This window comes from Methylobacterium planeticum (genome assembly GCF_008806345.1).
Taxonomy (GTDB): Bacteria; Pseudomonadota; Alphaproteobacteria; order Rhizobiales; family Beijerinckiaceae; genus Methylobacterium; species Methylobacterium planeticum.
On record NZ_VZZJ01000036.1, the window covers coordinates 39170 to 50067 of the forward strand.

Annotated in this window: 10 protein-coding genes and 1 tRNA gene; 8 read left to right on the forward strand and 3 right to left on the reverse strand. The window is 72.0% G+C overall.

What is annotated here, in order from left to right; all coding sequences use genetic code 11:
- Window positions 1-42: 42 nt before the first annotated feature.
- Genes urtB through urtE form a run of 4 tightly spaced genes read left to right on the forward strand, consistent with a single transcriptional unit; the run spans window position 43 to window position 4308 of the window.
- Entirely contained in the window at window positions 43-1638 is a 1596-nt protein-coding gene (gene urtB, locus F6X51_RS24885) for an urea ABC transporter permease subunit UrtB (RefSeq protein ID WP_150966553.1), read from the forward strand.
- Between the two features lie 2 nt (window positions 1639-1640).
- Window positions 1641-2801 carry an urea ABC transporter permease subunit UrtC gene (urtC, locus tag F6X51_RS24890; protein ID WP_150966556.1) on the forward strand — a complete coding sequence of 387 codons (1161 nt, stop codon included), beginning with the start codon at window positions 1641-1643 and terminating at the stop codon, window positions 2799-2801.
- Window positions 2801-3610 carry an urea ABC transporter ATP-binding protein UrtD gene (gene urtD / locus F6X51_RS24895; RefSeq protein ID WP_150966558.1) on the forward strand — a complete coding sequence of 270 codons (810 nt, stop codon included), beginning with the start codon at window positions 2801-2803 and terminating at the stop codon, window positions 3608-3610. Before urtC ends, urtD begins: the two co-directional genes overlap by 1 nt.
- A gap of 2 nt (window positions 3611-3612) precedes the next feature.
- Window positions 3613-4308, forward strand: coding sequence for an urea ABC transporter ATP-binding subunit UrtE (gene urtE, locus F6X51_RS24900; protein WP_150966560.1), 696 nt, complete (start codon window positions 3613-3615; stop codon window positions 4306-4308).
- Between the two features lie 52 nt (window positions 4309-4360).
- Here the strand turns inward: urtE and F6X51_RS24905 are convergent, their stop codons facing one another.
- The gene (locus tag F6X51_RS24905; RefSeq protein WP_150966572.1) at window positions 4361-5188 is read right to left on the reverse strand and encodes an SGNH/GDSL hydrolase family protein; all 828 of its coding nucleotides are present in this window, start codon (window positions 5186-5188) and stop codon (window positions 4361-4363) included.
- Between the two features lie 413 nt (window positions 5189-5601).
- On the opposite strand from F6X51_RS24905, the gene F6X51_RS24910 reads away from it, so the two are divergent.
- Window positions 5602-5865: a hypothetical protein gene (locus F6X51_RS24910; protein ID WP_150966562.1), complete on the forward strand. Its 264-nt coding sequence runs from the start codon at window positions 5602-5604 to the stop codon at window positions 5863-5865.
- 165 nt (window positions 5866-6030) lie between these two features.
- Here F6X51_RS24910 and F6X51_RS24915 read toward each other — a convergent pair whose 3' ends face one another.
- The gene (locus F6X51_RS24915) at window positions 6031-7209 is read right to left on the reverse strand and encodes an MSMEG_0565 family glycosyltransferase (protein WP_150966564.1); all 1179 of its coding nucleotides are present in this window, start codon (window positions 7207-7209) and stop codon (window positions 6031-6033) included.
- Between the two features lie 277 nt (window positions 7210-7486).
- Here F6X51_RS24915 and F6X51_RS24920 point away from each other — a divergent pair, with 277 nt between their 5' ends.
- Window positions 7487-9043 (forward strand): CYTH and CHAD domain-containing protein, encoded by a 1557-nt coding sequence (locus F6X51_RS24920; RefSeq protein WP_150966566.1) that lies wholly within the window; start codon window positions 7487-7489, stop codon window positions 9041-9043.
- A 16-nt stretch (window positions 9044-9059) separates the two neighbouring features.
- Here the strand turns inward: F6X51_RS24920 and rlmB are convergent, their stop codons facing one another.
- Complete coding sequence (gene rlmB / locus F6X51_RS24925) at window positions 9060-9755, reverse strand: 23S rRNA (guanosine(2251)-2'-O)-methyltransferase RlmB (protein ID WP_191970259.1); 696 nt, start codon at window positions 9753-9755, stop codon at window positions 9060-9062.
- 342 nt (window positions 9756-10097) lie between these two features.
- Between rlmB and F6X51_RS24935 the strand changes: the two genes are divergently transcribed.
- A tRNA-Glu gene (locus tag F6X51_RS24935) sits at window positions 10098-10173 on the forward strand.
- A 345-nt stretch (window positions 10174-10518) separates the two neighbouring features.
- The gene (locus F6X51_RS24940; protein WP_150966570.1) at window positions 10519-10833 is read left to right on the forward strand and encodes a winged helix-turn-helix domain-containing protein; all 315 of its coding nucleotides are present in this window, start codon (window positions 10519-10521) and stop codon (window positions 10831-10833) included.
- The last annotated feature ends 65 nt before the right edge of the window (window positions 10834-10898 follow it).

Genomic DNA, 10898 nt, shown 5'->3' on the forward strand with positions numbered 1-10898 from the left:
CCGCCCGGGGGAGGAGAGGCCCCGCCCCAGAGCCGAGCCCCGATGATCCGACGCCTCGCCCTCCTCTGCCTGCTCCTCGGGCCGCTCCTGGCCGGCCCCCTCCCGGCCCGGGCGCAGGCCCCCGCCGACGCGGCCTATGCCAGGCTCGCGAGCGACAGCTACGCCGACATTGAGGCCGGCATCGTCGGGCTCGCGGCGAGCGGCGACCCGCGCGCCGGCGCCGTCGTGGCCGCCCTCGCCGACGGGCGCCTGCTCTACCGCCCGGCCGACAAGGCGCTGTTCCTGCGCGAGGGAGCCGGCCTCGTCGAGGCCCGCACCGGCGCGCCGGCGAGCGCCGAGGGCCTGAAGCCCGTCCGCGCCAACAACAAGGTCCGGCGCGCCCTCGACGCGGCGACCGGCGCCCTCAACCTGACGAGCCCCGACCTCGGCAAGCGCCGGGAGGCGGCGGATGCCGTGTTCAAGGCCCGCGACGCCGCGGCGCTGCCGGCCCTCGACGCCGCGCTCGCCCGCGAGACCGACCCGGGCATCCGCCGGGTCGTCGGCGAGGCCCGCGCGGCGGTGATCCTCGGCCGCGCATCGGCGCCGGAGGCCGAGCGCGTCGCCGCGATCCAGACGATCGCGGGGCGCGGCGACGGCGACGCCCTCGGCCTCCTGCGGGCGCTCTCCGCCGATCCGAGCGAGGCCGTGAAGGCGGCGGCCAACCGCGGCATCGGGACGATCGAGACCCGGCTCGCCCTGATCGGGGCGGCGCAGAACGTCTGGTACGGGATCTCCCTCGGCTCGGTGCTGCTGCTCGCGGCCATCGGGCTCGCCATCACCTTCGGGGTGATGGGCATCATCAACATGGCGCATGGCGAGATGGTGATGCTCGGCGCCTACACGACCTACCTGGTGCAGGACGCGATCCGCGCCCGGGCGCCCGGCCTGTTCGAGTGGTCGCTCGCCATCAGCATCCCGGCGGCCTTCCTGGTGGCGGGCGCGGTCGGGGTCGCGATCGAGCGCGGCATCATCCGCTACCTCTACGGGCGCCCGCTCGAGACGCTGCTCGCCACCTTCGGGGTCAGCCTCGTGCTGCAGCAGGGGGTGCGCTCGATCTTCGGGCCGACGAACCGCGAGGTCGGGGCCCCGGCCTTCATGACGGGCGCCTTCGATCTCCTCGGCCTGTCGCTGACCTGGGGCCGGCTCTGGATCGTGCTGTTCTCCCTCGCGGTCTTCCTCGGCCTGCTCTTCGTGCTGCGCCGGACCTCGTTCGGGCTCAAGACCCGGGCCGTCACCCAGAACCGCCGCATGGCCGCCGCCATGGGCATCCGCACCCCGTGGGTCGACGCCCTGACCTTCGGGCTCGGCTCCGGCATCGCCGGCATCGCGGGCGTGGCCCTGTCGCAGATCGACAACGTCTCGCCCAATCTCGGCCAGGGCTACATCATCGATTCCTTCCTGGTGGTGGTGTTCGGCGGCGTCGGCAACCTCTGGGGGACGCTGGTGGCGGCCCTCACCCTCGGCGTCGCCAACAAGCTGTTCGAGCCGTATTTCGGCGCGGTGCTGGCCAAGATCGGGCTCCTGATCTTCATCATCCTGTTCATCCAGAAGCGCCCGCGCGGCCTGTTCGCGCTGAAGGGCCGGGCGGTGGAGTCGTGACCATGGGCCCGCGCACCCCGCTCCTCGCCCGGATCGACCTGAAGGGCTGGATCTTCCTCGGCGCGCTGGCGGCGGCCTGCCTGATCGTGCCGCTGCTCAATCTCGGCCTGCCCGAGGGCTCGGCCCTGCACCTGCCGACCTACCTCGTCTCGCTCTTCGGCAAGTACCTGGCCTTCGCGCTCCTGGCCCTCGCCCTCGACCTCGTCTGGGGCTATTGCGGCATCCTGTCCCTCGGGCACGGCGCCTTCTTCGGCCTCGGCGGCTACGCCATGGGCATGTACCTGATGCGCCAGATCGGCCCGCGCGGGGTCTACGGCGACCCGGTCCTGCCCGATTTCATGGTGTTCCTGAACTACAAGGAACTGCCCTGGTACTGGCTCGGCTTCGATCATTTCGGCTTCGCGGCCGTGATGGTCCTGCTCGTGCCCGGCCTCCTGGCCTTCGTGTTCGGCTGGCTCGCCTTCCGCTCGCGGGTGACGGGCGTCTACCTGTCGATCATCACGCAGGCGATGACCTACGCGCTGATGCTGGCCTTCTTCCGCAACGACATGGGCCTCGGGGGCAACAACGGGCTCACGGACTTCAAGGACATCCTCGGCGTCCCGGTCCAGGCGCAGGGGGTGCGGGTCGGGCTGTTCGTGGCGACCGCGCTCGCCCTCGGGCTCAGCTACCTGATCGCCCGGTTCATGACGGTCTCGGCCTACGGCAAGATCCTGGTCGCGGTGCGGGACGCGGAATCGCGCACGCGCTTCCTCGGCTACCGGCCGGAGCACTTCAAGACGCTCGCCTTCGTGGTCTCGGCCATGATGGCGGGGGTGGCGGGCGCCCTCTACGTGCCGCAGGTCGGCATCATCAACCCCTCCGAGTTCGCGCCGACGAACTCGATCGAGGCGGTGATCTGGGTGGCGGTCGGCGGGCGCGGCACCCTGGTGGGGGCGGCGCTCGGCGCCGTCCTCGTCAACTACGCCAAGTCGCTGCTCACCGGCGCGCTGCCCGATGCCTGGCTGTTCGCCCTCGGGGCGCTCTTCGTACTCGTCACCCTGTTCATGCCCAAGGGAATCGTCGGGACGGCGATCGAGCGCTTCGGCAGTCGGCGGGCGGCCGCGAGGCTTCCCCCGGAGCCCGACCTCGCCCCGAAGCTTGCCGAGGAAGGACGCGGCTGATGAGCGACGCCGACCTCCTGACCCCGCCCGCCGCCGTCGCCGGCGGCGGCCCGGCCACCGAGCGCAAGCTGACGCGGGCGCTCCTCTACCTCGACGACGTCCAGGTCACCTTCGACGGCTACCGGGCCCTGCGCGGCCTCTCGCTGACCCTCGGGCGCGGCGAGATGCGGGCCATCATCGGCCCGAACGGAGCCGGCAAGACCACCATGATGGACGTGATCACGGGCAAGACCCGGCCGGATGTCGGCATCGCGGTGTTCGACGGCGTGCACGACCTCACCCGCCTCGACGAGCCGACGATCGCCGATCTCGGGATCGGCCGGAAGTTCCAGAAGCCCACGGTGTTCGAGAGCCACACGGTGGCCGACAACATCGTGCTGGCGCTCAAGGGCCCGCGCGCGGCGCTGGCCTCCCTGTTCGGCTGGCGCAACCGCGTCCCGCCCGACCGCGTCGACGAGCTTCTCACCACGGTCGGGCTCCTCGCCCACCGCGAGCGCCCGGCCGCCGACCTCTCGCACGGGCAGAAGCAGTGGCTCGAGATCGGGATGCTGCTCGCCCAGGACCCGAAGCTGCTCCTCGTCGACGAGCCCGTCGCCGGCATGACCGATGCCGAGACCGAGGCGACCGCGACGCTCCTGCGCGGCATCGCCCGCGACCACGCGGTGGTGGTGGTCGAGCACGACATGCACTTCGTGCGGGCGCTCGCCTGCCGGGTCACCTGCCTGCACGAGGGCGCGGTGCTGGCGGAGGGCTCGATCGACGCCGTCTCGGCCGATCCCCGCGTCGTCGAAGTCTATCTGGGACGCTGAACATGCTGAAGGTCGAGGGCATCGATCTCCATTACGGTGCCGCGAAGGCGCTGAGGGACGTCTCGCTCACCGCCGAGATGGGCCGGGTCACCTGCGTGCTCGGCCGCAACGGGGTCGGCAAGACCTCGCTGATGCGCGCCATCGTGGGCCAGCAGCCGATCTCGAAGGGCGCCATCCGCCTCGGCGAGCAGGACATCTCCCGCCTCGCCCCCTACGACCGGGCGCGCAGCGGCATCGCCTTCGTGCCGCAGGGCCGCGAGATCTTCCCGCTCCTGACCGTGAAGGAGAACCTCGAGACCGGCTTCGCGCCGCTGAAGCGCCGCGACCGCTACGTCAGCACCGAGATCTACGACCTCTTCCCGGTGCTCAAGGACATGCTGCACCGGCGCGGCGGCGACCTCTCGGGCGGCCAGCAGCAGCAGCTCGCCATCGGGCGGGCGCTGGTGACGCACCCGCGCCTCCTCGTCCTCGACGAGCCGACCGAGGGCATCCAGCCCTCGATCATCAAGGATATCGGCCGCGCCATCACCTACCTGCGGGGCAAGGGCGAGATGGCGATCGTGCTGGTGGAACAGTATTTCGAGTGGGCCCGCGACCTCTGCGACACCTACGCGGTGATGGATCGCGGCCAGGTCGTCGAGGCCGGCCCGCGCTCCGGGATGGTCGAGAGCGAGGTGCGCAAGTGGCTCTCGGTCTAGGGCGCGGCCGAGCGCCAGCCCGGGCCTCGTCGAAGCGGGGGGGCGATCCGCCTCAATCGGCGGAGGCGGTCGCGACGGTCTGGGGCCGGGCGTCGCGCAGGATCTCGTCGGCGGCGGCGCGGGCGAGGAGGGCGTAGCCGGCATCGGCCATGTGGAGGCCGTCGGCCGAGAACAGCTCCTTGCGGGTGAGCTTGGCCTCGGCGATCCAGTCCTTCATCAGCTCGGAGCGGCGGATCACCGGAAGCTCGAGCTCGTCGCCGATCTCCCGGACCACGTCGCGGAAGCGGTAGGCGCCCGGCGTCGCGTCGAGCTTCGGGCACCATTGCGGCTCCATCAGCACCACGTCGATGCCGGCCTCCCGCATCCGCAGGATCGCCGCCGTGGTCTCGCTGCGGAAATGCTCCAGCGGCACCCCGCGCAGGGGGTCGTTGCTGCCCGTCTGCCAGATCACCAGGTGGGGCTTGGCGGCCAGCACGTCCCGGTCGAGGCGGCGCAGCATGTCGTCCACGTGCTCGCCGCCGATGCCGCGGTTCAGGACCGTGACCTGGCCGGCGAACTGGGGCAGGGCGCGCTTCAGGGCGGCTTCCAGGCGAGGCGGGTAGGCGGCGGCCGGGGTGCTGGCGCCGATGCCCTCGGTGGAGGACGACCCGAAGGCGACGATGCGCAGAGAATCGCCGTGGGCGAGCTGATAGGCGACGTGGGGCAGCTCGGACGGGGACGCGTCGGACCAGAGCGTCCCGAGGTCGAAGCTCTCCGGCAGGAGATCCGCGTAGGCCAGGACCGCCGTCGGCAGGACCAGCAGCCCGACCAGCAGCGATGCGCCGCGCAGCAGCGATCGCAGGGGCTTCACGCGAGTGCGGATCGAGGAGGCGGTGAACATCGGGGCGATCATCGGGCAACCGGAGGGCGGCATCTTCTGATAGCGTATCTACACGCCGAACCGGAAGATCCTCCTCGTCCTCTCACTTGAATGCGGCGGAAGTTCGTAACACAAAATTCATTATGCCGACAGCGCGGCCGTAAGGACAGCCCCATCCACCGGCCTCCGGGGCCGGCCCGCGCCGGCCCGCGCCGGGACGCGAGCGGGCCCGTTCTCCGCCGCATCGCCGCCGGACCCGACCTTGGCCGAAAGCTTGCTTGGGTTCCCGGGGCGATCCGCGCGATATCGCGCTCGGCACCGATGCGATCGCGTCTCTTCGGTGCGCGGCTGCATCCCGGTGCCGCCCCGGACGTTGGTGCATGCGCGAGCGCCCGCCCGTGCGGGGCGGGTCGCGACGCGGAGAGGATGGTTCGATGCCCCACGAGGAGCCCTTCGTCTCCTACAGCCTGTTCGCCCAGGATCAGGAGGGCGGCCTGTGCTGCGCCGTGCGCCAGGACCAGCCGGTGCCGCGCTTCGTCGAGGGCTGGACGTTCACGGGCGTGATCGCGGAGGCCGCGGCGGCGCCGCCCGACTTCAAGCTGCGCGCCGCCCAGGCCGCGACGGAGCTGACCGGCTTCTACCTGTTCCACAGCCTGCGCACGGCCCGCATGAGGCTGCCCGATTCGGTGGCAGCGTAACGGGCCGGCACCCTCCCGGGCCGCCCGATGTTCCGGCGCGCGGCGGGGCGGCGCCCGCGCGGGAGCGGCACGGGGTCGTGGCGGGCCTTTCCGTTCATGACATGTTCCATTCATTTTCCGGGCGAGGCCGCAGGGGCGGGCGGCCCGCACCGGGTCCGGCCGGGCTCAGGCGTCGCTTAGCGCCTGCATCCGGCGCGAGCAGGCCGCGTAGGCCGCGAGGTGGCGTTCGGCGCAGGCGCGCCAGCCGTGGCCGGCGGCGAGGCGCGGGCCGGCGCCCGAGAGGTAGGCGTGCAGCGTCGGGTCGAGCGCGGCGCGCAGGGCGCCGAGAATTGCGCCGGCATTCTCGGGATCGACGAAGAGCGCATCGTCCGGCGTCAGGTACTCGGTGAAGGGCGGCTGCCCGGCCACGATGGCCGGCGTGCCGCAGGCCATGGCCTCGAGCACGCAGAGGCCGAACCCCTCCCGGAGCGAGGGGAACACCAGGGCCCGGGCGAGCCGGTAGAAGCCCGGCATCGCGGCCTGGGGCACCGGCCCGGTCTGGACCACGGCCCGGCCGATCCCGACCTCGAGGCCCGCCCGGTCGAGGGCGGCGCGGCAGCGGGCCTGGTAGGCCGCGTGGTCGAGGAGCGAGGCACCCCCGACGACGACGAGCTGCGCCGCCGGCTCCTCGGCCCGCAGGGCCGCGAAGGCCTCGATGATGCGCAGGGAATTCTTGCGCTCCTCGAATCCCCCGACGCTGAGGAAGACCGGCCCGGCGCCGAGCCCCCACCGCGCCCGCAAGTCCGCGTCCTCCGCGGCCGGCTCCGGCCCGTAGAGATCGAGATCGACGCCGTTGCCCACGATTTCGGCGGCGCGGCCGTAATCGCGCACGAGGCACTCCGCCCAGAGCCGGCTGACGCCGAGCAGGCGGTTCGCGTCGAAGATGGCCCTGTCCTGCCAATGGGCGAGCTGCGGGTCCGCGAAGCTGTCGATGTGGTGGACCGTGCGGACGAAGCCGTGGATCAGGCGGCGGCGGGCCAGCGTCGCCAGGGCGTTGCCGGTGATGCCGCAATGGGCGTGGAAAACGTCGAAGTCGCAGGCCGCGGGCGTCGCGAAGTGGCGCAGGTAATCCTCGATGCGGCTGCGCACGAGGTCGGTGGTCGGGCCGCCGACGGGCTTGGACGCCACCGAGACGACCGGGCAGCGCGCCGGGCGGAAGAAGCCCCGGCCGGTGGGATCGGGGGCGTGCACCACCGCCTCGTGGCCGAGGTCGCACAGGGCCTCCGCGAGGGCGAGGGCATGGACCACGCCCCCGCGCGGATTGGTGGAATGTGTCAGGATCGCAATGCGTTGGCGCGCGCCCATGGGCCTCGGCTCCTGCGGCGCCCGCGGCGGGCGGCTCGTCGCGACGGCAGCTCGCATCGATCGTGCCGCGGGGCGACGAGCCCCGGCCGGGCCCCGAGTTCTTCGCCGACAGGTTGCGTTCAGCCGGTACTTGCACGGAACGCGGGCGCGCGCCGCCGCGCCCCGCCGGATTCCGTGCGCGGCGCGGCCAAGCATGGCAGAATGCCCCGGCACGGTGGCACCAGCGCGGGCTGTACGCGTTGGGCCGGATCCTGTGCTGGCAGACGGACGAGACCGCATGAGCGCCCCGCGCGAGATCGAGATGAAGCTGGAATGCGACGGGCCGGACCTTTCCGCCCTGGCCGCGCATCCGCTCCTGCAGGGCGAGGGGGATTCGCCCGAGCTGACCGCCTCCACCTATTACGACACCGCCGGCGGGGACCTGCGCCGGGCCGGCCTGACGCTGCGCGTCCGCCAGCGGGGCGAGCATCGCATCCAGACCGTCAAGGCGGCCGCGTCCGGTGCCGGGCTGTTCGACCGGTCCGAGTGGGAATGCGCCCTCGCGGGGGACGAGCCCGATCCCGGCGCCCTCGCGGACGCCCCCGTGGCGGGCCTCCTCAAGGGCCTGAAATCCCCCGGCCTCGTGCCGCAATTCACCACCGTGGTGACGCGCACGGAGCGGTCCCTGCGCTACGGCACGGCGCGGATCACCGCGACCCTCGACGAGGGCCGCGTCGAGACGCCCGCGGGCGACGTGCCCCTGTGCGAGCTGGAGCTGGAGCTGGCGGAGGGCGCGCCCGCCGACCTCTTCGCCCTGGCCCAGGCCCTGGCCGAGACCGTGCCCCTGCGCCTCGGTGCCCTCGCCAAGAGCGAGCGGGGCTTCGCCCTGATCGACGGGACCCTGCGCCGTCCGAGCAAGTCCGGCTCCGTGGCGCTGCCGGAGGGGGCCTCCACCGCCGAGAGCTTCCGCCGCATCGCCCATGCCTGCCTGCGGCACCTGCGCCTCAACGAGGCGGTGTTCCTGGCCGACCGCGACCCCGAGGCGCTGCACCAGATCCGGGTCGCCCTGCGCCGCCTGCGCTCGGCTTTCAGCCTGTTCAAGCCGATCCTCGCCCCGGATCCGCGGGCCCTCAGCCTCAGCGACGAGATCAAGCGCGTCACCGAGCCCTTCGGGCGGGCCCGCAACCTCGACGTCTTCCTCGAGACGACGCTGCCCGCCGAGATCGCGCGGCGCCCCGACGAGCCGGGCCTGCACGACCTGCGCGCGCGCCTCGAGGCGGAGCGCGACAAGGCGCACGACGCCGTGCTGGCGACCCTGGCTTCCCCGGCCTGGCGCGGCCTCATCCTCGATCTCGTCACCTGGATCGAGACGGGCCCCTGGCTCGGGGCGGACGGGCATCCTGAGCGCGATGCCCCCGCGCGCGCCTACGCGGCGGACGTGCTGGAGCGCTTCCGGCGCCGCATCCGGAAGCGCGGCCGGCACCTGCGCAAGCTCGACCCCGAGGCGCGCCACCGGGTCCGGATCGCGGCCAAGAAGCTGCGATACGGCGCGGATTTCTTCGCCACGCTGTTCCCGGAGAAGAAGGCGCGCAAGCGCCACAAGGCCTTCGCGGGCGCGCTCTCGGACCTGCAGGACCACCTCGGCGCCCTGAACGACCTCGCCACCGCCCACGCGGTGATGGCGAGCCTTGCCGACCCGGAGGCCGGCCCCGTGCACGGGGTGCCGGCGACGGGGCCAGCCCTGTTCGCGGCCGGCCTCACCGCCGCCGACGGCGAGGCCCACGCCGACACGCTCCTCGAAGCCGCCGAGGAGGCGCACGAGGAGTTGATCGACGTGAAGCCGTTCTGGCGCTGAGGGGGGCGGGGCGCCCTCAGCCCTCGGGCCGGCGCAGGGCGTAGAGGGTGATCGCGGCGGCGTTCGAGACGTTGAGGCTGCGGATCTCCCCCGTGAGCGCGATCCGAGCGAGCACGTCGCAGCACTCGCGGGTGCGCTGGCGCAGGCCCTTGCCCTCGGCCCCGAGCACGACCACGACGGGGCGCCGCGCACCGACCGTGTCGAGGGCAGCCTCGGCCTCGGAATCGAGCCCGATCCGGGTGAAGCCGCGTGCGCCGAGCTCGATCAGGGCCTCGGCGAGGTTGCGCACCACGATCAGCGGCACGTGCTCGAGACCGCCCGAGGCCGACTTCGCCAGGACGCCGGTGGCGTTGGGCGAGTGCCGCGCCGTGGTGACGATGCCGGCGACCCCGAAGGCGGCGGCCGTGCGCACGATCGCCCCGACATTGTGCGGATCGGTGATCTGGTCGAGGGCGAGGAGCAGCGCGTCATCCGGCAGGTCGTCGAGGCCGGGGGCCGGGAGGGGGTCGGCCTCCAGATAGAGGCCCTGGTGCACCGCGTCCGGCCCAAGGAGCGCGTTGATGGCGCTCGGGCGCACGAGCTCCGCATCGATGCGCAGCGCGCCAAGCTCCTCGGTGAGGCGCGCGAGCGCGTTCTCGGTGGCGAGGAGCCGGTGCAGGTGACGCTCGGTGTTGGCGAGCGCCTGCGCGACCGGATGCCAGCCGTAGAGCACCACCGGGTCGTCCGGTCCGCCCCGTGGGCCGGTCGGCGGCCCGCCGCGCCGCTGCGGCGGGCGCGGGGTGCCCCTCGGCTTCCGGAAGCCCCCCGGGCGTTCCCTCGATTCGAAGTTGGATCCGGGGCCGGCTCCCTGGCCAGATCCCGGACCGGCTCCTGGGCCGCCTGGGCCGTCGCGTCGGGTCGTCATGCTGCACAGGCCCCCTGGCGCGCACGGCCCGGTGCCGTCCGCCTCGAAGTGGAAGCCTGCGACAAACCGGCCCCGGCCCCGCACGTCAAGTCGCACGTCCCCCGTTGCCCTCCCCGGTCAAGCCGATTATAGAACGCCTCGCTCCAGCACGCGCCCTTCGTCTAGCGGTCTAGGACGTCGCCCTTTCACGGCGAAAACACGGGTTCGATTCCCGTAGGGCGCGCCAGCAAAATCAAACACTTAGCTGCTTTGCGGCGGGTTCGGCGGCGGTCTCGTCCCAAATTCTGTCTGATATGCGGATGTCGACCTTCAAGCCGGCGCGTCGGCGGGTTCGGCCAATGGGTTCGGATGTCGCGAATTCGGCCTGAGCCGGGTTTGGGAAGCTCCAATCGTTCGCAGCAGCCCTTCAGGGGCGATGAAAGCTCGGCTCGGTGTCGAAAAGAAATCTGATTTTGGTGGACAAGCTGCTGGAGTGGCATCGAAGAAGCGAAGGCGATGAGCCTGCGGTACGGTAGTGACGCGATCATTCCCTTCGGCAATCCCGTCTCGCCAGAAACTCTAACGGACTCTTATGCGCAGCGAGGCGGCAGAACTCACCTATCTGAGGGCAGCCGCAGAAGTGCTTCGACAAGCTGGCAGGCCGCTATCTGCCCCGGAGATCGTTGACAGAGCGCTCGCCGATGGATTGCTGCCGAATGCGACCACGGCAAAGACGCCGCAGAAATCGATGCAAGCACGGCTCAGCATGCACATTCTGAGGAAGGGGAGCCAATCCACCTTCGTGCGTACCTCGGCCGGACGCTTTCAACTTCGTGCCTCACTGAAGGCAGTCGACGAACGACCTATTGAGTCCTTTGACCGCAACATGCATCGCGAGCGGGCGTGACCCTGACCCAGCAAACTGGTCCGCGCTAAGCGCGAGTTTTTCGGGCATCCTGAACCCTGAAGGAG

Bases quoted from the DNA above. Each gene is read 5' to 3' on its own strand.
- urtC (WP_150966556.1), top strand. From the start codon at position 1,641: ATGGGCCCGCGCACCCCGCTCCTCGCCCGGATCGACCTGAAGGGCTGG.
- F6X51_RS24920 (WP_150966566.1), top strand. From the start codon at position 7,487: ATGAGCGCCCCGCGCGAGATCGAGATGAAGCTGGAATGCGACGGGCCG.
- urtB (WP_150966553.1), top strand. From the start codon at position 43: ATGATCCGACGCCTCGCCCTCCTCTGCCTGCTCCTCGGGCCGCTCCTG.
- F6X51_RS24915 (WP_150966564.1), bottom strand. From the start codon at position 7,209: ATGGGCGCGCGCCAACGCATTGCGATCCTGACACATTCCACCAATCCG.
- F6X51_RS24910 (WP_150966562.1), top strand. From the start codon at position 5,602: ATGCCCCACGAGGAGCCCTTCGTCTCCTACAGCCTGTTCGCCCAGGAT.
- F6X51_RS24940 (WP_150966570.1), top strand. From the start codon at position 10,519: ATGCGCAGCGAGGCGGCAGAACTCACCTATCTGAGGGCAGCCGCAGAA.
- urtD (WP_150966558.1), top strand. From the start codon at position 2,801: ATGAGCGACGCCGACCTCCTGACCCCGCCCGCCGCCGTCGCCGGCGGC.
- urtE (WP_150966560.1), top strand. From the start codon at position 3,613: ATGCTGAAGGTCGAGGGCATCGATCTCCATTACGGTGCCGCGAAGGCG.
- F6X51_RS24905 (WP_150966572.1), bottom strand. From the start codon at position 5,188: ATGTTCACCGCCTCCTCGATCCGCACTCGCGTGAAGCCCCTGCGATCG.